Genomic DNA, 22,848 nt, shown 5'->3' on the forward strand with positions numbered 1-22,848 from the left:
TGTATCCATGGCATCGAATGCCGTGTCCAAACCCGCCGGCGACCACGGTTCCAGCGCCGTGTTGCGCATCGCCGGGATGACGTGCGCATCCTGCGTGGGGCGCGTCGAACGCGCGATCGCGGCGGTTCCCGGCGTGGCATCGGCGGTGGTCAACCTGGCAACCGAACGCGCCGATGTCCGCTTCCTCGGCACCGCAGACCCGCAGGCGGTGGCGCGCGCGATCGAAGCCGCCGGATACGCCGCCGAAACCGAGACGCTCGAACTCGCCATCGACGGCATGAACTGCGCGTCCTGCGTCGGAAAAATCGAAGCCGCGCTCAAGACCGTTCCCGGCACCATCGACGCGGCGGTCAATCTGGCGACCGGAAAAGCCACGGTGCGGCATGTCGGCGGCGCGGCCGCCGCCGATTTCGAGGCGGCTGTCCGCCATGCAGGTTATGAAGCGCATGCCCTGGAGGGCGACGCCAATACCGCCGATCGCGGAGCCGAAAAGCGCGACAGCGAGATTCGCGGTCTGCGATGGTCGTTCCTGCTCGCGGCTTTGCTCACCCTGCCGGTCTTCATCGTCGAGATGGGTTCGCATCTCTATCCGCCGCTGCACCTGTTGGTGATGGAGACGATCGGCATGGATGCGAGCTGGCGGCTCCAGTTCGCGCTCACCACCGCCGTGCTGGTCGGCCCGGGTCTGCGTTTCTTCCGCACGGGCGTGCCCGCCCTGTTCAGAGCCGCGCCCGACATGAACTCGCTGGTGGTGCTGGGGACGACCGCCGCCTGGGGCTATTCGACGATCGCGACCTTCGCACCGGACCTGCTGCCCGACGGCACGGTGAACGTCTATTTCGAGGCGGCGGCGGTCATCGTCACGCTGATCCTGCTCGGGCGCCTGCTCGAAGCCCGCGCCAAGGGGCGGACGAGCGACGCGATCCGACGGCTCGTGCGGCTGGGTGCGAAGGTCGCGCGCGTCGTGCGCGACGGCGAAACCCGTGAAATCCCGGTCGAGGCGGTGATCGTCGGCGATCATGTGCTGGTCGGCCCCGGAGAGAAGATCGCGGTCGATGGCGAAGTGATCGACGGCGCGTCCTTCGTCAACGAATCCATGGTGACCGGCGAGCCGGTGCCAGTCGAGAAAAAAGCGGGTGCCGAGCTTGTCGGCGGGACCATCAACGGCAACGGCTCGCTTGCTTTCCGAGCGACACGCGTCGGCGCCGATACCATGCTCGCACAGATCGTCCGCATGGTGGAACAGGCCCAGGCGTCAAAGCTGCCGATCCAGGCCCTGGTCGACAAGGTGACGTCGTGGTTCGTCCCCGCCGTCATCGCGGCGGCGATCCTGACCTTCGCGGCATGGCTCATCTTCGGTCCGGAAGGCTCGCTTGGGCTCGCGCTGGTCAATGCGGTCGCGGTGCTGATCGTCGCCTGCCCCTGCGCCATGGGGCTCGCGACGCCGACCTCGATCATGGTGGGCACCGGGCGCGCCGCCGAACTGGGCGTGCTGTTCCGCAAGGGCGAGGCGCTGCAGACACTGCGAGACGCGCGCATCATCGCGCTCGACAAGACCGGCACGCTGACCAAGGGCCATCCGGAACTGACCGATCTCGCCGTGGCGCCAGGCAAGGCGCGCGCGACGGTGCTGCGGCTGCTCGCAGCAGTGGAGGCGCATTCGGAACATCCGATCGCGCGCGCGGTGGTGGACGCCGCCCGCGACGAGGGCCTGTCGATTCCAGAGGCTTCGGCATTCGAGGCGCTGCCCGGTTTCGGCGCGAGCGCGCGGGTGGAAGGCCATGACGTGATCGTCGGCGCGGATCGGCTGATGGCACGGCGCGGAATCGCCATCGACGGCTTCGCCGCCGAAGCGGCGCGGCTGGGCGACGAAGGCAAGAGCCCGCTCTATGTCGCCATCGACGGCGAACTGGCCGCGCTGGTCGCGGTCGCCGACCCTGTCAAGGAAACGACGCCGGCGGCGATCGCCGCGCTTCATGCCCAAGGGCTGGAGGTGGTGATGATCACCGGCGACAACCGGCGCACCGCCGAGGCCATCGCCCGCCATTTGGGCATAGACCGGGTGGTGGCGGAGGTGCTGCCCGACGGCAAGGCGGACGCGCTGAAGGCCTTGCGCGCGGAGGGCGGCGCGGTCGCCTTTGTCGGAGACGGCATCAACGACGCCCCGGCGCTGGCGGAGGCCGATGTCGGGCTGGCGATCGGCACCGGCACCGATGTCGCGATGGAGAGCGCGGACGTCGTGCTGATGTCGGGCGACCTCGGGGGGATCGTCTCCGCCATCGCGATCAGCAAGGCGACGATCCGCAACATCAGGGAGAATCTGTTCTGGGCCTTCGCATATAATGCCAGCCTGGTTCCGATAGCGGCCGGATTGCTCTATCCGTTGGGCGGCACGCTGCTGTCGCCGATGCTCGCGGCGGGCGCGATGGCGCTGTCCAGTATTTTCGTGCTCGGCAACGCGCTGCGATTGCGCGCATTCCGTGCGCCCCGAGCGATTGGAGCAACGGCATGAATATCGGCAAGGCATCGGCGGCGTCGGGCATCTCCGCCAAGATGATCCGCTATTATGAGGAGATCGGCCTGATCTCGCCGCCACTGCGCACCGGTTCCGGCTATCGCGATTATTCGGACAAGGATGTCCATACGCTGCGCTTCATCGCGCGCGCTCGCGCACTCGGCTTCTCGGTGGAGCAGATGGGGGATCTGCTCGCGCTGTGGCGCGACCGCGATCGCGCCAGCGCGGATGTGAAGTGCATCGCATTGCGACATGCGGCGGAACTGGATCGCAAGGCCCGCCAGCTCGACGAGATGCGCCGCACGCTGATCCAGATGGCCGAAAGCTGCCATGGCGATGACCGGCCGGATTGTCCGATCATCGACGAACTGGCCGTGGATGCTCCACGCTGACGATACAGGGAACACCACTCAGATATCGACGCACCGCTCCCGAACTTGAAAGCTGATATCCGGCACTTTCTGAGGTACGGCCCCCCCGATGGGATTCGGCATGGGATGGGGAGGCGAGAATATGACGGCAGCAACGGATCGCGCGAAGGAGATTGCCGCCAGGGTGGAAGCGTTCGTGCGCGACGTGGTTGCGACCTATGAACGCGACCCGCGCTGCGGCCAGCATGGCCCGTCGGCGGACCTGGTCCGCGAACTTCGGGAAAAGGCGCGCGCAGCGGGCGTGATGACGCCGCATATCCTGTCCGGTGGCGACCATCTGAGCCATGCCGAAACCGCGACCGTGCTCAAGGCGTCTGGCCTGTCGCCGCTCGGGCCCGTGGCGCTCAACACCATGGCGCCCGACGAGGGTAATATGTATCTTCTCGGCAAGGTCGCCAGCCCCGAGCAGAAGAAGCGTTTTCTCGATCCGCTGATTTCAGGCGAGGTGCGCTCCGCCTTCTTCATGACCGAACCGGCGAGCGAAGGCGGCGCGGGTTCCGACCCCTCGATGATGCGCACGACCTGCCGGCCCGATGGCAATCATTGGGTGATCGACGGGCGCAAGACCTTCATCACCGGCGCGGACGGTGCCGGCGTCGGCATCGTCATGGCGAAGGCTGAGGAGGGAGCGTGCATGTTCCTGGTCGAACTGCCCGATCCGGCGATCCGCATCGATCGCGTGCTCGACACGATCGACAGTTCGATGCCGGGCGGCCATTCGGTGATCACCATCGACAATCTGCGCGTGCCCGCCGATCAGATGCTGGGCGCCAGCGGAGAGGGCTTCAAATATGCGCAGGTGCGGCTCGCGCCGGCACGGCTGACGCATTGCATGCGCTGGCACGGCGCGGCGACGCGCGCCAACGAGATCGCGACCGCCTATGCCTGTACCCGCCATGCCTTCGGCAAGCCGCTGATCGACCATGAAGGCGTCGGCTTCATGCTGGCGGAAAACCTGATCGAGCTGAAACAGGCCGAACTGATGATCGACTGGTGCGCGAGCGTGCTCGATACCGGCGCGCTGGGCACCGTCGAAAGCTCGATGGCCAAGGTCGCGGTGTCCGAAGCGCTGATGCGCGTCGCCGATCGCTGCGTCCAGGTGATGGGCGGCACCGGCGTCTCGGGCGATACGATCGTCGAACAGGTGTTCCGCGAGATCCGCGCTTTCCGAATCTATGACGGCCCGACCGAGGTCCATAAATGGTCGCTCGCCAAGAAGATCAAGCGCGACCATAAAGCGGATCCGCCGCTCAGCCGAGTTCGGCGATGATGCCGAGTATCGGTTCCGCATGTTCCTTCCGGCAGATCAGCAGATCGGGCAGATAGCTGTCCTGCCGGTTGTAGGCGAGCGGGGAACCGTCGATCCGCGAGCAATGGAGACCATGCGCCTGCGCGACCGCCGCCGGCGCCGCCGAATCCCATTCATATTGGCCGCCGCTATGCAGGTAGATATCGGCCTCCCCGCGCACGATCGCCATCGCCTTGGCACCCGCCGATCCCATCGGCACGAGCGTAGCGCCCAGCCGTTCGGCAACCGCCACCGCCTCCGCCGCCGGGCGCGTGCGGCTGACCACCATGCGCGGAATCGGCGGGGCGGGCGGGACCGTCAAAGGCGCGTCCGAACGCAGCACCATGTCGATGCCCGGCAGCGCCACCGCGCCGACGGCCGCGACACCATCGATCGCCAGCCCGACATGCACCGCCCAGTCGGCGCGATCCTCGCCATATTCACGCGTGCCGTCGATGGGATCGACGATCCACACCCGGCGCCGGTCGAGCCGGTCCGGCCTGTCCTTCTCCTCTTCCGAAAGCAGCCCGTCGTCCGGCCGCGCCGCGCGCAGCGCATGGCAGAGGAACTGGTTCGCCGTCTGGTCTCCAGCCTTGCCGAGAGCCTTGGGACCAAACAGCCCCGAAGCGCGCACGGCCTTCAGGATCACGCCGGCATGATGCGCCAGATGCGCGGCCAGCGCCGCGTCGTTCATCTCGGCCAGTGCAGTGCTCATAATATCAGCCTTTTCACGATCTCTTCGGCGGCGTCCTCGGCGGAAATCAGCGTGGTATCGATGCGGATCTCGGGATTTTCAGGCGCTTCATAGGGACTGTCGATCCCCGTGAAGTTCTTGAGCGCGCCGGATCGCGCCTTTTTGTAAAGGCCCTTCACGTCGCGCGCCTCCGCCTCCGCCAGCGGCGTGTCGATATGCACCTCGACGAACTCGCCGGCGGCCATCATGTCGCGCACCATCCGCCGCTCCGCCCGGAAGGGTGAGATGAACGCGGTGATCACGATCAGCCCGCAATCGGCCATCAGTTTCGCGACCTCGCCGACGCGGCGGATATTCTCCACCCGATCGGCATCGGTGAAGCCGAGATCCCGATTCAATCCGTGGCGCACATTGTCGCCGTCGAGAAGGCAAGTATGCCGGTTCATCCGGTGGAGCCGCTTCTGCACCAGATTGGCGATGGTCGATTTGCCGGCGCCCGAAAGTCCTGTGAACCAGAGTATCGCTGCCTTCTGGTTCTTGAGGTTCGCGTGATCGTCCCGCGTGATGTCGACGGCCTGCCAATGGACGTTTTCGGCGCGCCTGAGAGCGAAGTGGATCATGCCGGCGGCGACGGTGGCGTTGGTCATCTTGTCGATGAGGATGAAGCCACCGAGGTCGCGGCTGTCGGCATAGGGCTCGAACACGATCGGCTTGTCGGTCGAGAGATTGGCGACGCCGATCGCGTTGAGCTCGAGCGTCCTGGCCGCGAGCTGCTCGAGCGTGTTGACGTTGACCTGGTATTTGGGCGCCTGCACGCTGGCCGACACGGTCTGCGTGCCTGCCTTCAGCCAATAGGAGCGGCCCGGCAGCATCGCCTCGTCCGCCATCCACACGATCGTCGCCTCGAACTGGTCCGCCGCCTGGGGCGGCGCTTCGGCGATGGCGATCACGTCGCCGCGCGAGCAGTCGACCTCGTCGGTCAAGGTCAGCGTCACCGACTGGCCGGCGACCGCCTGCTCCAGGTCGCCGTCAAGCGTGACGATCCGCGCGATGCGCGAGGTCTTGCCCGAGGGGATGATCCGCACCGCGTCGCCCGGGCGGACAGTGCCCGCCGCGATCAGCCCGGAAAAGCCCCGGAAGTCGAGATTGGGGCGGTTGACCCATTGCACCGGCATCCGGAAAGGCCGCGCCTGATCGGCGGTGGCATCGACCTCCACCGTTTCCAGATGCCCCATCAATGTGGGGCCCTTGTACCAGGGGGTGTTGTCCGACAGCGCGGTGATGTTGTCGCCCTTGAAGCCCGAGATCGGCATGGCGACGAAGCTCTCGATGCCGATGCTGTGCGCGAAGCAGCGATAATCCTCGACGATCGCATCGAAGCGCAGCCGGTCGTAACCGACCAGATCCATCTTGTTCACCGCCAGCACGATGTGGCGAATGCCGATCAGGTGCGCGAGATAGGAGTGGCGCCGCGTCTGGGTGAGGACGCCCTTGCGCGCGTCGATCAGGATCACCGCGAGATCGGCGGTCGACGCGCCCGTCACCATGTTGCGCGTATATTGTTCATGCCCCGGCGTGTCGGCGACGATGAACTTGCGCTTCTCGGTCGAGAAGAAGCGATAGGCGACATCGATGGTGATGCCCTGTTCGCGCTCGGCGGCAAGCCCGTCGACGAGCAGCGCGAAATCGATCTCCTGGCCCTGGGTACCGACGCGCTTGCTGTCCGCCTCCAGTGCTGCCAGCTGATCCTCGAAGATCATCTTGCTGTCGTAGAGCAGCCGCCCGATCAGCGTCGACTTGCCGTCGTCGACCGAACCGCAGGTGATGAAGCGCAACAGGCTCTTGTGCTGGTGCGCCTCCAGATAGGCGTCGATATCCTCGGCGATCAGCGCCTCGGCCTGGTAGGAGGAAGGATTGGTCATCAGAAATACCCCTCCTGCTTCTTCTTCTCCATGCTCGCCGACTGGTCATGATCGATCGCGCGACCCTGGCGCTCCGATGTCGTCGTCAGCAGCATCTCCTGGATGACCTGCGGCAAGGTCGCCGCCTCGCTCTCGACCGCACCCGTCAGCGGATAGCAGCCCAATGTGCGGAAGCGGATCGAGCGCTCCACCGGCACCTCGCCCTCGCGCAGCGGGAAACGATCGTCGTCCACCATCAGCAGCAGGCCGTCGCGCTCCACCGTCGGGCGCTTCGCCGAGAAATAGAGCGGCACGATCGGGATATTCTCCAGATGGATGTACTGCCAGATATCGAGCTCGGTCCAGTTCGAGATCGGGAACACCCGGATGCTCTCGCCCTTCGCCTTCTTCGCATTGTACAGCCGCCACAGCTCCGGCCGCTGGTTCTTGGGATCCCAGCGGTGATTGGCCGAGCGGAAGCTGAACACCCGCTCCTTGGCGCGGCTCTTCTCCTCGTCGCGACGCGCGCCACCGAACGCCGCGTCGAAACCGTGCAGGTCCAGCGCCTGCTTCAGCCCTTCCGTCTTCCACATGTCGGTGTGCAGCGAGCCATGGTCGAACGGATTGATCCCCCGCTCCAGCGCCTCCGGATTGCGATAGACCAGCAGCTCCATGCCGCTCTCCACCGCCATCCGGTCGCGCAGCTTGTACATCTCCTGGAACTTCCACGTCGTATCGACATGCAGCAGCGGAAACGGCGGCGGGCTCGGATAAAACGCCTTGCGCGCCAGGTGCAGCATCACCGCGCTGTCCTTGCCCACCGAGTACAGCATCACAGGCCTCTCGACCTCCGATACCACCTCCCGCATGATGTGAATGCTCTCGGCCTCTAGCCGCTCTATATGGGTCAGTGTCCCGCGATCCATCGCCTCGCCTCTCCTGTCGATGCCGATCTGGCAGGATTCACGAGGCATTGAACCTCCCATATGGGAGGATATACATTCGGCCATGCGCTGGAACGACGACACCCTGCTCGAAGCCCTTCACGAGGGCATGTTCCAGCAGCCATTATGGCATGATTTCCTCGAGAGGCTGCGTGTCCGCACTCGCGCTTCCTATACGACGCTGATCTTTCGGACGATCGACGAGGATACCGTTGTCGAGCTGTTCGCCGGGCGCACGCCACCCGCCCATCTGCGCACGCTGTTCGTCGAGAAATATGTCCGCGATCCGCTGGCCTACCGCCATATGCGCGAAGGGCGCGTCTATGCGCTGGACGAGCTGATCGATCCCGATGACCCGGTCCATCGCGGCTTCAAGGAAGAATTGATGCTGCCGCAGGGGATGACCAATCTCCGCTCGGTGCGCGTCAGCGAGCCCAGCGGGGTTGAGGCGTGGCTGGGTTGCGCGGGCGGACCCGCGCTCGGCGCTGCGCAGGGCGCGGTGCTGAGCGCGCTGGTGCCGCATCTGCGTATCGCGTTGCGGACCTTCGTCGCCCTGGAACGCGAACGCTTTCGCTCGTCGGTCACGTCCGAGGCGTTCGGGCGGCTCAATTTCGGCTGGCTGACGCTCGACGCCAAATGCCGGGTGATCGACATGACCCCACATGTCGAGCATCTGCTGGAAAGGACGATGGTGCTGCGGCGCGGTCGCTATGGCCGGCTGCTCCCCGCCAATCCCGCGATCGACCGCGAACTGACCGGATTGGTCAAGCTGTACGCGGCCGATCCCGCCAGCCCGCCCAGGGCGATCAATCTCAGCCGCGATCCGCAGATGGACATGCTGCTGGCGCCGCTTCACGACCGTTCGGTTTCCGCAAGCTCGATGCCCGTCGCCATCGCCTATCTGAGCGGCGATCGCCGGTCTCGCGCCGACCGTTGCGAACAACTCGCCGAACTGTTCGGCCTGCTGCCCAGTGAAGCGCGCTTCGCCTGGGCGCTGACCAGCGGGCTTTCGATCGCGGAAGCTGCCGAGGAACTGGGCCTCAGCCTCGAAACCGGCCGCCATTATTCGAAACGCATCTATGCCAAGACCGGCGCGCGCGGCCAGGCCGAGTTGATCCGCAACATCCTCACCAGCGTGCTTGCGATCGCGTAAGATCGAGCAAACCCCTATTCGGGGATGGCAAGGCGGCGTACCTCCTGGGCTCAAGGGTAGAAATTCGGGGCAGGATGCACATGCGAATCGGCACGCCACTTCAACCCGTCGATGAGCTGGTGACGCTCATCTACAAGGGACCGCTCGAACCGACGCCTTTCCAGGGTTTCCTGGAGGCGCTGGCCCGGCGCATGCGGTGCAGCAACGCCGGCATGGTGTTGCGGCTGAGCCGGCAGGGCACGCCACCGCTGATCGTCTGGGGGCGCCCGCAGCCGATCGACGAGGCGGAGGCGCGCCGGATCAACGAACGCCATGCCGAACTGGGCGACCTCGATCCGCTACGCAACGCGCTGACGCGCCCCGGCCATATCCTGACCCTGAGCGAAGTGATGTCGCCGGCCGAACTGGCGGAGAACCGGTTCTATCAGGAGATCATGCGTCCCTATGGCATCGGCCACGAACTGGGCATGTATGTGTCGGAACCCGGCGGCTGGGACGCCAATGTCGGGCTCACCGCCGGCCCCGACGAAGACGATTTCACCCAAGCCGACAAGGATGTGCTGATCGCGCTGCGCCCGCATCTCGAACAGGCGCTCACGCTCTTCTCGCGCCTGCGCCGCGACGAGACCGAGCTTCAGGCCATGATCGACGCGCTCGACCGGCTCACCATCTGCACCTTCATCCTCGACGGCGCATCACGCGTGATCCGCACCAACAGCGCCGCGCGCAAACTGCTCCAGTCCAGCCGGGATATCCGGCTGGCCGAAGGCCGCCTCTCGCTGGCGGGCAAGGCCAGCAACGGCGCGCTCCAGCAGCTTGTCGGAAAGGCGATCACGGCCCGTCGTGACGGCGGCAGCTCGACCGAGGCGCTGCGCGTCGATGTCGATGCCGAACGGCCACTGGGCGTACTCGTGCGCGCGATCGAAGCGCCGACACGCTATGTGAACGATGCCGAGCCCGCCGCCGTGATCTACGTCTCCGGCCTGGAGACCGGGCAGCCACTGGAACGGCTCGTCAGCCAGATCTTCGACCTGACTCCCTCCGAAGCGCATCTCGCCGCGCTGCTCGCCGGCGGGCTCAGCCTGTCCGAAGCCGCCGACAAGCTCGACCTGACCGAGAATACGGTGCGCAGCTATTGCAAGACGATCCTGAGCAAGACCGGGGTCAGCCGCCAGGCCGATCTCGTCCGCCTGATCCTGCGCAGCGTCGCCGTGCTGGGCTGATCTCCCCCAAATGGACGTATCGCCCGCATCCTTGCCGTGAGAGTCCGCGTGTCCACTCGAAGGGGGACGGCAGGACATGACGGTCAATCTCGATTCGCGGGCCTTTCGCGATGCGCTCGGATCCTTCGCGACCGGCGTGACGATCGTCACCGCGCGCGACGCGGACGGACGCGATGTCGGACTGACCGCGAGCAGCTTCAATTCGGTCTCGCTCGACCCGCCGATGATCCTGTGGAGCCTGGCGCGCGGTTCGCAAAGCATGACGACATTCCGCGACGCCAGGCACTTCGCGGTCCATATCCTCGCCGCCGATCAGGAAGCGCTGTCCAACCGCTTCGCCAAAAGCGGCGCCGACAAGTTCGCCGATGTCGCGCTGGAGCGCGGAAGCGAGGACGTGGCGCTGCTGACCGGCTGCTCAGCGCGCTTCGAATGTCGGACCGCCTATCAATATGAGGGCGGGGATCACATCATCTTCGTCGGCGAGGTGATCGGCTTCGAGAGGCACGACCGCGCACCCTTGCTGTTCCATGGCGGTCGCTACGCGCTGGCCGCGCGTAGGGCGCAGTCGCTGACTGCCGGCGGCGGAACGGAACCGCCGGCGGGTAGCTTCAACGAGAATTTCCTCGGCTATCTGCTCGGCCGTGCGCACTTCCAGCTCTATGCGCGCATGCAGGCGAGCCTCGACGCGCACCGGCTCGATGCGCGCGATCATTTCATCCTCAGCGTGCTCGGCATCGGCGACGGACGCACCGCCGCCGAGATCGAGGCGATGATCGGCTATACCGGCGCGCACGTCACGCCCGAACGGATCGCATCACTCGAGGCGCGCGGCATCCTCTCCATCGATGCAGGCGACACGCGACTATGGCTCAGCGATCGCGGCCGCCGGACATTGCTCGAACTCTCCGCCGCCGCGAAGGCGGCCGAGGAGGATGCGCTCGGCGCGTTCGACGAGAATGAGACCGCGCTGCTCCGGCACCTGCTGAAACATGTGGTCCGCAACACCGATCCCGGCTTGCCCGACCCATGGACGACCGGCGCCGCGCGAACGACAGACCAATCCGCAAAACGTCATCATAATCCTTAAAATATCACGGAATGCGTAAAGCGGGCTTGACGAACCGGAACCGATTACGGCAAACCACTACGCAAATAGACGCCATTGCGGATTTATTACGACATAATGCGTCACCGATCAGGAGGGGTTATGCGCGACACGCAAGAGATATTGACGCGCATCGATCCCGACGCGATCGTGGCTTCGGACCGCGTCGAGATCGCGGCGCCCGCCGCGATCGTGTGGGAAATCCTGATCGACCTGCCCCGCTATGGCGAATGGAACCCCTTCTGCATCGCCGCGACGTCGACGCTGGCGATGGGCGCTCCGGTCAACATGACGCTCAAAAGCTATATCGAGCCCGACGTCACCTTTCCCAATTGCGAATATGTCTGCGCGTTCGAACCCGAGCGACTACTGTCCTGGGAGCTGCCCCATGACGATGCCTGGCCCTATCCCGCGCGCCGCGACCAGATCATCGAGACGATCGGCCCCGAAGCCTGCGCATATCAGTCGACCGATGCCTTTCTGGGACCCAACGGCATCCATGTGATGCGGTTCGCCGGATCATGGGTGAAGCGCGCCTTCGACGACACCGCGCTGGCGCTCAAGGCGCGCGCGGAAGCGATGCATCGCGCACGAAAGGTCGGGCAATGAGCCTGGACCTCGCCGCGATCGAGCGGATCAAGCGCGTCAAATATCTCTATTGCGAAGCGATCGACCGCTGCGACCTCGCCCAGCTCGAAACGATCCTGACCGAGGATTTCAGCGCCGATTACCAGGGCGGCAGCTACCGCCTCCAGGCGAACGGGCGAACCGAGTTCCTCGCCGCGATCGAGGCGGCGTTCCATCCCGAATTCGTCGGTTGCCATGCGGTCCAGCACCCGATCATCGACGTCCATGGCGACGGCACCGCCGATGGTCGCTGGCGGCTGGTCGATTATGCGATGAGCCTGCGGGACGACAATCTGACGACGATCGGCGCCGCCAATTATGTCGACCGCTACGTGCTTCGGGACGGCGACTGGAAGATCGCCCGATCGCGCTACACGCGGATCTACGAGCGCGTCTTCAACGAGCCCAATCCGGCGATCACCTTCCACATATTGGGAAGCGTCGCGCCGTGAGCGGGCCTCGATCCGCTTCCGCCATGCGCCCAGGCCACCTTTGGCCCGGCGTCCGCACGAACCCGAAATTTCCATCCTCACGCCATTTCTATCCGGAGGTATCCCTTGCCATGAGAAACCGAGTTCATCGTTCGACCGCGAGCCTGTTCGCGATGATCTCCGCGCTCGGCGCCCCGCCCGTGTTCGCGCAGAGCGCGTCCAGCGATGCCGCAGCCCAGGCCGCGCCGGCCGAAGAGGAAAGCACCGGCATCGCCGATATCGTCGTCACCGCGCAGAAGCGCGCCGAGAATGTACAGGACGTGCCGATCGCGATCTCGGCGGTCGACGAAGCCTATCTCCGCTCGCGCGACATCAGCTCGATCGACCGGCTCGGCTCGGTCGCGCCCAACGTAAAGATCGACCGCGCGCCGTCGAACAAGACGATCTCGCAGATCGCGATCCGCGGGTCGGTGACGATCAACCCGGCGATCACCTGGGAACCGGCGGTCGGCCTCTATCTGGACGGCGTCTATATCGCCAAGGCGCAGGGCTCGATCTTCGACGTCGCCGATCTCGAGCGCGTCGAGGTGCTGCGTGGTCCGCAAGGCACGCTTTACGGCCGCAACACGCTGGCCGGCGCGGTCAATCTGATCACCCGCAAGCCAAGCGGCGAGTTCGGCGGATCGTTCGAGGCGACCTATGGCAATTTCGATTATTGGAAGCTGAAGGGCGCGATCGACCTGCCCAAATTCGGCATCTTCTCGGTCAAGGTCGCCGGCCAGATCCAGAAGCGCAATGGCGTCATCGCCATCGGCCCCAATCCCCATCCACAGGCCGCGTTCTTCTCCGGGCCGAATTCAGTCACCAGCACCAATGATATCGACGGCCAGAGCGCCATGGTGCAGGTGCGCGCCGAACCCACGGACAACCTGACCTTCGACTATATGTTCGATTGGACGCGCTACAATCAGCGCCCCGATTACGCACAGCTCTATCAGGTCAACCGCAATGGCGACCCGCGCGACATCTTCGATCCGAACTCGCCCTCCTATTCGGGCCTGCCACTCTACCTGTTCGCCAATCGCGAACGGCAGGGCAGCGGCAGCATCGACGCCGATCCGCTGTTCGAGAAATCCAAGACCTGGGGCCATGCGCTGACGGCGACGCTCGACCTTGGCGACGCCACGCTCAAGTCGATCACCGCCTATCGCAAGCTGCGCTGGTCCGACAGCATCGATCTGGACGGTTCACCGATGGCGATCGCGCTGACGCAACGCTTCAGCCGCTATCGCGCCTTCAGCCAGGAATTGCAGCTTTCGGGCACCGCGTTCGACGACCGGCTGAAATATGTCGTCGGCGGCTATTACTTCAAGGACAAGGCGGAAACCGACAATCCGCAGCATTTCTTCTTCGGCGCGCAGTCCTTCGTTTCCAACTACGGATCGCACACCGAAGCGCTCGCCGCCTATGCGCAAGTCGATTTCTCGGTGACCGACGCGCTGACCCTGGTCGGCGGGCTGCGCTACAATCACGAAAAGAAGGACATCAAGCGGCTGCTGTCGATCACGGCCGCGCCCAATCCGCAGTTCACGCTGATCAACGTGCCCTATGGCGGCCTGCCGGACGCGACCTATAATGATCTGAGCCCGTCGTTCACCGTCCGCTACGAGGCCGGCCGCAAGGTCGACCTGTACGCACGCTATTCGAAGGGCTTCAAATCGGGCGGCTTCAACGGCGAGACCAACGTCGTCGCCGCGCCGACGCCCGCCTGCCCGTCAGGCGCGCTCGAACTGTGCCAACCCTATCGTCCCGAAAAGGTCGACAGCTACGAAATCGGCGTGAAGACGCGACTGCTCGGCAACACGCTGCAATTGAACGCCGCAGCATTCTGGGACGAGCACAAGGATCTGCAGCTTTCGGTATTCCTGGGCACCGGATCGGCGGCGTCGATCGTGCGCAACGCGGCGGCCGCGCGCATCCGCGGCATCGAACTCGAAGCGATCATCCGCCCCGCCGACTGGCTGACCTTCAACAGCTCGTTCGCGCTGCTCGACACCAAATACAAGAATTTCATCGAAGTGCCGGGCGGCCCCGACGTCTCCAACAATCGCGCCTTCCCGCATGCGCCCAAATATACCGCATCTGCGGGCGTCGACTGGCGCGTGGTCGAGGGCGACTGGGGGCGCTTCAACATGGTCGGCGACCTCAATTTCGTCTCCGCCTATTACACCTTCCCCTACGCGCTACGCGTCAACAATCCATCGGACCAGAATGCACGCACGACGCGTTCGCCGGGGCGCAACATCGTCAATCTGCGCGGCACTTTCGCCGATCTGCCGCTGGGTGCGGTCAAGGGCGAACTCTCGCTCTGGGTGCGCAACCTGACCAAGGAAAAGGCGCCGCAGAACTTCATCGATTTCGGCCCGAGCTTCGGCGGCCTCACCGTCGCCTATTATCCCGATCCCCGCACCTATGGTGTGACCCTGGGCGTGCGCTTCTGAAGCGCACCGCTCCTATCTGGGAACTTCGGGCGGAGCGACGATCGTCGCTCCGCCCTCTCTTTGTCTGGAGACACACATGACGCTCGATGCCAGATTGCAGGACCTGCTCGACCGCGAGGAGATCCGCCAGCTCATCGCCAGCTATTGCAACGCCGCCGACCGGCACGATCATGACAAGATGCGCAGCCTCTATCACACGGACGCGATCGACGATCACGGCGCGATGTTCTCCGGCCCCGCGATGGAATTCATCGACAAGCTGCCCGAGATCCAGGCGAATATGGAAATCCTCCACCACAATGTGACGACGATCAACCTGGCGATCGACGGCGATTATGCGGAAGGCGAGGTCTATCTGCTCGCTCTGCACCGCGCACGTTTGCCCGACGGGCCGATCGACGTGCTCGTCGGAGGCCGTTATTTCGACAAATATGCGAAGCGCGACGGGGCGTGGAAATTCCTCCACCGCGCGATCGTCGCCGACTGGGCCAATGTCCATTCGCCCTCGATCATCGATCTCGACCACCCCTTCCTGGCGGGCGCGAAGATCGGACGACCGGGGCCTGGCGATCCGTCCTACGGTTTCTTCAAGCTGCTGAAGCGGGGCGGGTGAAGCGATCGGGGCCAAGATAGAGCGCGATCCCGCTCGCCGTTCGGGCTGAGCGTGTCGAGGCCCTGTCCTTCCCCCCTTGCGCCGCAAGAAAAGCAGGGCTTCGACATGCTCAGCCCGAACGGGGTGCTAGGCTGCAATATGCTTTCACCCGAATGGCGCCATTAACGGCTCCGGCCTGTTTTTCAATAACCGCCAACGCAAAAGCGCCGGCCCGTGTGACCGGGCCGGCGTCTCATGATTGCCCTGGGTGGCGGCTCAGAATTTGAGCGCCAACTCTACGCCATAACTGCGCGGATCGCCATACATCACGCCAGCGAAGCCCAGCGATCCGAAGTCGATGCCCGACAGCAGATAATCCTTCTTCGTCAGATTCTTGCCCCAGAGCGAGATCGAGGCCTGCGAACCGCCCAGCGCGATCTCCGACAGCGTCAGCCGCGCGCTGAGCAACCCGGCGCCCTTGTCGGCGATCTCTTCGTTGAACGGATTGACCGGATGCCAGTAGATCTTGCTGCGATAGGTCCAGTCGGCACGCGCGCTGAGCTTGCCGAGATCACCGACCGGCGTTTCATACTGGACGCCCAGATTGGCCGTGGTCGCCGCCGAATATTGGAACTTGGCGATGTCCGAAATGTCGCCGACCACACCGGTGACCGGATCGACGAACAGGAACTTCTTGTACTTGCGATCGGTGTAGCCCACCGACGCCTCGACGGTGAGCCCGGTGGTGACCAGCGCCTGCAATTCCGCCTCGATCCCCGTATAGGTCGCCTTCGCGGCATTCACCGTGGTGCTCGCCGCACCGCCCGTGCCCGCCAGGAACTGCTGGACCTGCAGAAAGGCCCACCGCAGGATCGGCGGTCAGGATCGGATCATTGTCGACGATGCCGCGGATCGCGATCGAGGGATTGGCGGTTGCCGACGGGGTTTCGCTGATCACCAGATTGGGCGCCGCGCTACCGAGATTGGCGACATTGGTGATGCCGCGCTGCTGGATCGCCTCAGCATCGAGCGCGCTCACCGCGAGCGGCGTATCCTGCAGGCTCTCCGCGCGCTTCTGCGCGGTCACGATGATATCGGCCAGCGCGTCGGGCGCGGCCTCGGGCGCCGTTTGCGCATGGGCGGCCGCCGCCAGCCAGGGCGCGGCGAGCGCGAAAGTCGCTGCGGCCGCGCGAAAACCGGTCTTCGAATGCATAGGCGCCCTCCCCTGCGAACCGCCGGCTTCCGTCGTATTCGGATCATTTTTGCCAGTTAAATAGCATAATGCGTATTCTTTTCATTAAAACAATACGCACTACGCAGTGTCATTGACGCCTGTTGCGCAAAATGCACAATCGGAACACAAGAGAATCGAAAAACCGAAGTACGATGGGGGCTTAGCCGGCCCGACGCGCGTCAGATGCCCGGCTGATCCGTGGGGACATAGACGCGCAGCCCGTCCAATTCCTCGGTGATGTGGATCTGGCAGCTCAGCCGACTCGTCGGCCGGACCTCGATAGCGTCAGCCAGCGCCTCGATCATCGCCGCCTCATCCTCGCCCGGCGGGCCGACGCGATCCGCCCAGGCCAGATCGACATAGACATGGCAGGTGCCGCATTGACGGACGCCACCGCACAGCGCGTCGATGCCGTCGATGAGATTGCCGACCGCCAGGTGCATGACCGCCATGCCCTCGAAATTGGTGCAGGTCTTTTCGCTACCGTCGGGCTGGACATAGGTAACGCGCGCCATCAGGCGCCCGCCTTAGCATGCGCAGGGCACCCGGCCGCCGCCGCGACCGCGGCGGGATCGGCAGGCGCGCGATCGGGAATGGCGCGCCGCCGATAGCGGACACGGCAGGGCTGATCGGGCCAATAGGTGCCCGCCCCCGCGATCGGCCGCGGTTCGTCGATCAGTTCCATGTCGTAACGCTGGAGGAGGATGGCGATCACCACCTTCATCTCCATGCGCGCGAAATTGACGCCCGCACAGCGATGCATGCCGCCGCCGAAGCCGATCAGACTGTTCGATTCGACTTTCGCATCGGCGCGTTCGGTGTCGAAGCGAAGGGGTTCATAGGCGTCCGGCCGTTCGAACACCTCGCGCATCCGGTGGCTGACCGAGGGCGCGAGCAGGATCCAGTCGCCCTTGCGGATACGGTAGCCGTCGCGCTCGAAATCGGTGGCGGCCTTGCGGATCATCGTGAAGGCGACCGGATGGAGCCGCTCGGTCTCGCGCAGGGCCAGATCCATCTTCTGCATCGCCAGCGCCTGTTCCCAGCTCAGGTCGGCGCCCGAGGCACTTCCCAATATGCCGCCGATCTCGTCGCGCAGCGTGTCGCGATAACCAGGGTTCTGGAGGATATCGATCAGCGCCCAGCTCACTTGGCCCGCCGTCGTCTCATGTCCCGCCCAGACGAGCAGCAGGACCAGGTTGATGATGAGTTCGTCGGGGATCGGCCGGCCGTCGGGATAGGTCGACGCGATCATGTCCTGAAAGAAATCGTCGGGCTCGACCGGATTGGCGCGGCGCTGGTCGATCCAGCCCTGGAGGATGCGGTGGAGCTTCTTCTTGGCGGCCTGGCTGCGGCGCATCTTGTTCGTCGGCAGCCACAGCGGCAGCACGAATTCCATCCCGCCCGAAAAGTCGCGGAACAGATCGAAGAATTCATGGCCGAGCTTCTGCTTGAAATCGCGCCCCATGAAGCTGTGCGCGGCGATGTCCATCACCACCGGCCCCAAAGTCGGGATCAGGTCGAACTCGCCGCTGTCGCCCAGCCGGTGGCAGAGCGCGGTCACCTCCTCCGCCATCACCGGCACATATTGCTTCATCGCCGATGCCTTGAAGCGCGGCATGATCACCGCGCGCTGGCGCAGATATTCCTCCATTTCCGCGAAGGAGTAGAAATCGGGCGAGAACATCTTGTGGAAAAACGGCATGGATTCGCGGATCGACAGCAGCTTGTCGGTTTCCTGGAAGACGAAGCGGTTATTGTCGGGGCCCAGCATCACCACCATCTTCCGCCCGCCCATGCGGAAGGAATAGATCGGCCCGCGCGCTTCATAGCCCTCGCGCAGCAGCTTGACGGGATCGCGGAAAAAACTGGTCAGATGCCCCAAAAGGGGCGTGCCGCCGCGAAGCGCCGGCGGGTCCATGGCGATGGCCTGCATGATCCGATCCTCTCCCTCCATGCCGGCTCATGTCCGGCGATGGCGGGACTATCGCGCGGCGCGGCGCGGCCGCCGACAGGCTTGAGCGGAAGTCTCGCTTTCTAAGCCCTGAAGGATCGCCTGGCGCGACTTTCAGTGCCCAGCGATCCGTGACTGACGTCGCGCGCGACGAGCGGAAGCGGGATTGGCGTGGAGGCGATGAGCAGGCCGACATTGGTCTTGGCCGAGGGCGGCAGCGTCGCGTCATGCGCGATCAGGTCGCGCACTTCGCGAAACAGGCTGTGCAGCCGGCGATCGAGCAAAGCGCGCGATGCGTCGGACAATTCACCGATCTCGAACTCCGAGATCGATCCCGCCACCGAGAAGTCGCGCTGGAGGAATTCCTCCTTGACGCGCCGGTCGAAGAAGCGCCGCATCGGGCCGCCCGGGCGCCAGCTGATGCTGCGCGCCGTCATCAGCCGGATCACATTGCCGGGCAGCAATTTTATCAGCCCGATGCGTTCGAGCATCAGCAAGGCCGGGATCAGGAAGCTCTGGTCGATCCCGTAATCGGCCTCGATCCGCGCCACCGTCCAGCCGCCGAGCACGAGATGGAAGCAGAACAGGGCCAAAGGCTCGTCGACCAGCGCCTGTTCCTGCGCATCGCTGAGCTTATCGGGCCGGGGCGGGCGCCCCTCTTCCGCAAGCCGTGCGAGTTCGAGGAAGTTGAGGCCGAGCAGCTCGCAGACCTCGTCGATCCGGGCGAGCGTGAAGCTCCGTTGCGCGAAGGTCCGCTTGACGCTGGCATGGCTGACGCCCAGCGCCATCGCGACATCGGCATAGGTGAGCCCGCGCTCCTTGAGCGCGCGCTTGAGTGCGTCGACAAGATAGATCGATTGGCTGTGAACGCGCTCCGCGACCGCCATTGCGCCCTCTCCCCGGTCCGCGCGACGGCCCATGTCCGCCGCATGCTGGTTTCCTGCCCGATGATAGATCGCCTCGCACGCCGGGCAAGCGCCCCGTCAACCCGGCAACACGCCTTGCGCGGCGATGCAGAAGCTGTGGCAGATATGCGGATCGACGATGCGATCGGGACATTCCGGATCGAACCAGCGATCGATATGCGCCCAATGATAGGGGCTGAGCATATAGGGGCCCAGCAGGCCGCCGATATCGGCGAAATCCTGTTCCCAAACATGCGTCCAGCGCTGTGCGCCCGATGCGCTTTCGACCCGGCTGAGCTGCCAGTTGAGGATCGCCGGAATGTGCCGCGGCATCTGCCGGGTTTCGTCCTCGAACCGCCGGATCGTCGCGGCATCGGTACCGTCGTCGATCCGCAGCAGCAGCACGCGATAGACGCCGTTGCGAAGCCCGGGCGCATGCACCCCGTCGGCCGCACCGCGATAGAATATCGTCTCGCTCGACGTGACCGCCGGCGTTGCCAGCCATGCGGCGATCGCGGCATCACATACCGCACGCGCGACGGCGCTGTCGAACTGAAGATGTACGATCAGGTCGCCACCGAACCAGCTCCCCTCCAGCGTGGGCGCGACGAGCGCATACAAGGGCCGGTGCGTCGCAACCAATGCGCGCAATTCGGCGATCGGCGGTCTGCGGTCCGCGGCTTCGGCCAGCGTCACCAGCCTGGTCAGCTTATACATTGCCGAGTTCCGCGATATCGGCGGGATCGGACGCGAAGACACGTCGGCGGCTGACCGCACGGGCGTCGGCCTCGATCCACCAGGCAGCGACCGTGGGATCACCGCCACCGATCGCGCGCATCCCCCACCATGCCGCCGCGTCGGCAAGCGACCAGCGGAAGCTGAGCGTATTGGACTGATCGTCGAGCCAGACCGGCGGACTGACCAGTATCTGTTCGAGTACCATGCCGCGCGCACGCGCACCGGGCGCGTAACGCGCCAGATAATCGTCGAGCAGCGCCTTGCCCTCGCCCGGCCGGGCGACGATCTCGTCGATCACCTGGATCAGCGGTCGCTCACCATCCGGCATGATCGGCGACCTCCAATATGATCTTGCCGCGGGCATGCCCGCTTTCGATCGCACGATGCGCTTCCACGGCATCGCCCAGCGCCATCAGCCGCGTCGGCACGGGTTTGACGCCGCCGCCCTCGCACAAGGCCGCGAGCCCCCGGAGATGTTCGGCGATCCGCATGATCGCGACCATGTTGGACAGGATCTGCACACCGGCTGCCGCCGCGGCGGAAACCTGTTCCTCGCTCGCGCGCGACATCAATGTCTCGATCTCGACATAGCGGCCGCCCGGCGCGACGATGTCGGTCGCCTGCGGAAGCAGCGTATCGAGCCCGACCGCATCGAGCACGAGATCGACACCGCCGGGCGCCCAGCCGCGAACCGCCTCCGCAACATCGCCGTCGCGATAGTCGATCGCCCTTTCAGCGCCCAGCGCGAGGACATGATCGGCATTGGCGGCACTGCAGGTAACCGCGACGCGTGCGCCGAGCGCCCGAGCGATCTGGATGCCGATGCTGCCGACACCACCCGCGCTGCCGTTGATCAGCACGCGCTGCCCCGGCTTCAGCCCACCGGCATCGACCACTCCGCCATAGGCCGTCGTTCCCGCAACAGGCAGCGCCGCCGCGTCGGCAAAGCTCCAGCCGGCGGGTAGCGGCGCCAGCATCGCGGCGTCGGCGATGCAGAATTCGGCATAGGCGCCGTCATGGCCCTGCCCCTGCCGGGACATGCCGAACACCCGGTCGCCGGGCTTCATGGCATCGACGCCCGCTCCCACCGCTTCGACGACCCCGGCCAGATCGAAGCCCAGCACGAAGGGGAAATGATAGTCGATAAAGGCGGACAGCTTGCCTTCGCGCGTCTTCCAGTCGGCCGGATTGACCCCGGCACAGGCCACGCGCACCCGCACGTCGCCCGGCCCCGGTTCGGGCCGGGGCAGTTCGGCCCAGTGCAGCCGGTCCGCACCGCCGAACCCGTCGATCACCATTGCCCGCATGCACCTCTCCACGTTGTTCTCGCAAGGGCCGGCCCGATGCGATCGACACATCGAGCCGGGAACACGCTTACTCCGCGGCGATCGCCTGCTGCGCGCGGAAATGCGGGATCACCTTTTCGCCGATGTTGCGAATGGTCCCCATGATCACCTCGTGCGGCACCGCGCCCATCTGGAACAGGAACAGGATCTCGTCGGCGCCGGCATCGAACAGCCGCTGGACATAGCGGATGCAGTCGTCGGCGGTGCCGTACGCATCCTCGACCTCCTCATAGGCGCCGGTATGCTCGGAACCGATGGTGATCTTCTCCTCGGAGAGATAGGCAACGACCGCTTCCTTCTCCTTCTGGAGGATGGCCGCCTGCTCGTCGCCCGAGAGATCCTCGACCGTCGGCTTGGGCCCGCCCTGATACCAATAGCCCAGTGATTCGACGAAGAAGCGCTGGCCGCGCAGGCCGATCCGCCGCGCCTTTTCGCGATCGTCGAGGACGAGCGCGGGGCAGAGCGCCGCCAGATGCTCGGTCGGGCGGAAACCCACCTGATCCTCGGCCTTGCGGCTGCTCCACGCCGCGCGATAGATCGCGTTCTTCTTCGCGATATCCTCCGGCCCGGCGAAACCCAGCACCAGCGCGCCGATGCCGCGCGCGCCGGCGGTGGTCAGCGCGTCGGCGCGCGTGCAGGCCATATAGAGCGGCGGATGCGGATCCTGATAGGGCTTGGGATGGATCGGGCGCGACGGGATCTGGATATATTCGCCGTCATGCTCGATCTCGTCCTGCACCATGATCCTGGGGATCAGGTACATGGATTCGTCGATCATCGGCTGAAGATCGGCAAGATTATAGCCGAAGGTACCGGCTTCCTGCTGGGTGCCGCCCTTGCCCATGCCGAAATGGACGCGGCCGCCCGACAGGATATCGAGCGTCGCGATGCGCTCCGCCACCTTCACCGGATGGTTCATCGCGGGCGGCAGGCAGACAACGCCATGGCCGATGCCGAGCCGGCTGGTCTTGCCAGCGAGAAACGCGAGGAAAGTCTCGGGCGCGGACATATGCGCATATTGGGTGAGCGCGGTGTGCTCGACCGCCCAGACGGTGTCGAAGCCCATTTCCTCGGCAAGCAATGACTGCTCGACAATCTCGTGGAAAGTGCGCGCCTCGTTCTCACGCGACGTATCCACCATCTGCGCTTCGTAAATGATCGAGAATTTCATGCGTTTCGGTCCTCTCGGCGGTTCGGTTGCCGCCGACATAGGCGGACCTCGATCCCCTCCTCCTCGTCCGTTTGGATCAATTCGTGGCCGCAGCCCGG

Annotated in this window: 21 protein-coding genes and 1 pseudogene; 10 read left to right on the forward strand and 12 right to left on the reverse strand. The window is 65.0% G+C overall.

The genetic code is table 11. From position 1 onward, the window contains the following. Nucleotides 1-7: 7 nt before the first annotated feature. The 3 genes from ACODTA_RS20770 (at nucleotide 8) to ACODTA_RS20780 (ending at nucleotide 4,216) form a co-directional block, all read left to right on the forward strand. On the forward strand, nucleotides 8-2,512 hold the full coding sequence (locus tag ACODTA_RS20770; protein WP_489068164.1) for a heavy metal translocating P-type ATPase: 2,505 nt from the start codon (nucleotides 8-10) through the stop codon (nucleotides 2,510-2,512). Next, nucleotides 2,509-2,907 carry a Cu(I)-responsive transcriptional regulator gene (gene cueR, locus ACODTA_RS20775; protein ID WP_489068166.1) on the forward strand — a complete coding sequence of 133 codons (399 nt, stop codon included), beginning with the start codon at nucleotides 2,509-2,511 and terminating at the stop codon, nucleotides 2,905-2,907. The genes ACODTA_RS20770 and cueR overlap by 4 nt, the downstream gene beginning before the upstream one ends. A gap of 121 nt (nucleotides 2,908-3,028) precedes the next feature. Next, nucleotides 3,029-4,216 carry an acyl-CoA dehydrogenase family protein gene (locus ACODTA_RS20780; protein ID WP_489068168.1) on the forward strand — a complete coding sequence of 396 codons (1,188 nt, stop codon included), beginning with the start codon at nucleotides 3,029-3,031 and terminating at the stop codon, nucleotides 4,214-4,216. Here the strand turns inward: ACODTA_RS20780 and ACODTA_RS20785 are convergent. From ACODTA_RS20785 to cysD, 3 genes are read right to left on the reverse strand one after another with little or no spacing between them, the layout of a single operon-like run. After that, the gene (locus ACODTA_RS20785) at nucleotides 4,197-4,949 is read right to left on the reverse strand and encodes a 3'(2'),5'-bisphosphate nucleotidase CysQ (protein ID WP_489068170.1); all 753 of its coding nucleotides are present in this window, start codon (nucleotides 4,947-4,949) and stop codon (nucleotides 4,197-4,199) included. The two genes, ACODTA_RS20780 and ACODTA_RS20785, sit on opposite strands and share 20 nt — an antisense overlap. Beyond that, on the reverse strand, nucleotides 4,946-6,850 hold the full coding sequence (cysN, locus tag ACODTA_RS20790; protein ID WP_489068172.1) for a sulfate adenylyltransferase subunit CysN: 1,905 nt from the start codon (nucleotides 6,848-6,850) through the stop codon (nucleotides 4,946-4,948). Before cysN ends, ACODTA_RS20785 begins: the two co-directional genes overlap by 4 nt. Beyond that, the gene (gene cysD / locus ACODTA_RS20795; protein WP_489068256.1) at nucleotides 6,850-7,755 is read right to left on the reverse strand and encodes a sulfate adenylyltransferase subunit CysD; all 906 of its coding nucleotides are present in this window, start codon (nucleotides 7,753-7,755) and stop codon (nucleotides 6,850-6,852) included. Before cysD ends, cysN begins: the two co-directional genes overlap by 1 nt. A gap of 82 nt (nucleotides 7,756-7,837) precedes the next feature. On the opposite strand from cysD, the gene ACODTA_RS20800 reads away from it, so the two are divergent. The 7 genes from ACODTA_RS20800 to ACODTA_RS20830 all read left to right on the forward strand — a co-directional run bounded on the left by ACODTA_RS20800 (nucleotide 7,838) and on the right by ACODTA_RS20830 (nucleotide 15,426). Continuing rightward, nucleotides 7,838-8,926 carry a helix-turn-helix transcriptional regulator gene (locus ACODTA_RS20800; protein ID WP_489068174.1) on the forward strand — a complete coding sequence of 363 codons (1,089 nt, stop codon included), beginning with the start codon at nucleotides 7,838-7,840 and terminating at the stop codon, nucleotides 8,924-8,926. Nucleotides 8,927-9,006: 80 nt separating this feature from the next. After that, nucleotides 9,007-10,149: a helix-turn-helix transcriptional regulator gene (locus ACODTA_RS20805; protein ID WP_489068176.1), complete on the forward strand. Its 1,143-nt coding sequence runs from the start codon at nucleotides 9,007-9,009 to the stop codon at nucleotides 10,147-10,149. A gap of 76 nt (nucleotides 10,150-10,225) precedes the next feature. Continuing rightward, entirely contained in the window at nucleotides 10,226-11,236 is a 1,011-nt protein-coding gene (locus tag ACODTA_RS20810) for a flavin reductase (RefSeq protein WP_489068178.1), read from the forward strand. 120 nt (nucleotides 11,237-11,356) lie between these two features. Further along, nucleotides 11,357-11,863: an SRPBCC domain-containing protein gene (locus ACODTA_RS20815; RefSeq protein WP_489068180.1), complete on the forward strand. Its 507-nt coding sequence runs from the start codon at nucleotides 11,357-11,359 to the stop codon at nucleotides 11,861-11,863. Then, entirely contained in the window at nucleotides 11,860-12,333 is a 474-nt protein-coding gene (locus tag ACODTA_RS20820) for a nuclear transport factor 2 family protein (RefSeq protein WP_489068182.1), read from the forward strand. Before ACODTA_RS20815 ends, ACODTA_RS20820 begins: the two co-directional genes overlap by 4 nt. 110 nt (nucleotides 12,334-12,443) lie before the next feature. Beyond that, nucleotides 12,444-14,813 (forward strand): TonB-dependent receptor, encoded by a 2,370-nt coding sequence (locus tag ACODTA_RS20825; RefSeq protein WP_489068184.1) that lies wholly within the window; start codon nucleotides 12,444-12,446, stop codon nucleotides 14,811-14,813. 76 nt (nucleotides 14,814-14,889) lie between these two features. Further along, a complete protein-coding gene (locus tag ACODTA_RS20830) occupies nucleotides 14,890-15,426 on the forward strand; it encodes a nuclear transport factor 2 family protein (RefSeq protein ID WP_489068186.1) in 537 nt (178 codons plus the stop codon). A gap of 255 nt (nucleotides 15,427-15,681) precedes the next feature. Here ACODTA_RS20830 and ACODTA_RS20835 read toward each other — a convergent pair whose 3' ends face one another. The 9 genes and pseudogenes from ACODTA_RS20835 to ACODTA_RS20875 all read right to left on the reverse strand — a co-directional run bounded on the left by ACODTA_RS20835 (nucleotide 15,682) and on the right by ACODTA_RS20875 (nucleotide 22,750). Then, nucleotides 15,682-16,209, reverse strand: a complete 528-nt coding sequence (locus ACODTA_RS20835; RefSeq protein ID WP_489068188.1) for a hypothetical protein — start codon at nucleotides 16,207-16,209, stop codon at nucleotides 15,682-15,684. A 139-nt stretch (nucleotides 16,210-16,348) separates the two neighbouring features. Continuing rightward, nucleotides 16,349-16,618, reverse strand: a pseudogene (locus ACODTA_RS20840) (TonB-dependent receptor); the annotation flags it as partial. 200 nt (nucleotides 16,619-16,818) lie between these two features. After that, entirely contained in the window at nucleotides 16,819-17,154 is a 336-nt protein-coding gene (locus ACODTA_RS20845; RefSeq protein ID WP_489068190.1) for a 2Fe-2S iron-sulfur cluster-binding protein, read from the reverse strand. Next, complete coding sequence (locus tag ACODTA_RS20850) at nucleotides 17,154-18,572, reverse strand: cytochrome P450 (RefSeq protein ID WP_489068192.1); 1,419 nt, start codon at nucleotides 18,570-18,572, stop codon at nucleotides 17,154-17,156. Before ACODTA_RS20850 ends, ACODTA_RS20845 begins: the two co-directional genes overlap by 1 nt. A 101-nt stretch (nucleotides 18,573-18,673) precedes the next feature. Further along, nucleotides 18,674-19,510 (reverse strand): helix-turn-helix domain-containing protein, encoded by an 837-nt coding sequence (locus ACODTA_RS20855; RefSeq protein WP_489068194.1) that lies wholly within the window; start codon nucleotides 19,508-19,510, stop codon nucleotides 18,674-18,676. Nucleotides 19,511-19,573: 63 nt separating this feature from the next. After that, nucleotides 19,574-20,212, reverse strand: coding sequence for a Dabb family protein (locus ACODTA_RS20860; protein WP_489068196.1), 639 nt, complete (start codon nucleotides 20,210-20,212; stop codon nucleotides 19,574-19,576). After that, complete coding sequence (locus tag ACODTA_RS20865) at nucleotides 20,205-20,561, reverse strand: hypothetical protein (RefSeq protein ID WP_489068198.1); 357 nt, start codon at nucleotides 20,559-20,561, stop codon at nucleotides 20,205-20,207. Before ACODTA_RS20865 ends, ACODTA_RS20860 begins: the two co-directional genes overlap by 8 nt. After that, nucleotides 20,548-21,540: a quinone oxidoreductase family protein gene (locus ACODTA_RS20870; protein ID WP_489068200.1), complete on the reverse strand. Its 993-nt coding sequence runs from the start codon at nucleotides 21,538-21,540 to the stop codon at nucleotides 20,548-20,550. Before ACODTA_RS20870 ends, ACODTA_RS20865 begins: the two co-directional genes overlap by 14 nt. A 67-nt stretch (nucleotides 21,541-21,607) precedes the next feature. Beyond that, a complete protein-coding gene (locus tag ACODTA_RS20875) occupies nucleotides 21,608-22,750 on the reverse strand; it encodes an LLM class flavin-dependent oxidoreductase (protein ID WP_489068202.1) in 1,143 nt (380 codons plus the stop codon). Between the last annotated feature and the right edge of the window lie 98 nt (nucleotides 22,751-22,848).

It is taken from the genome of Sphingomonas sp. FG14, from assembly GCF_057809675.1.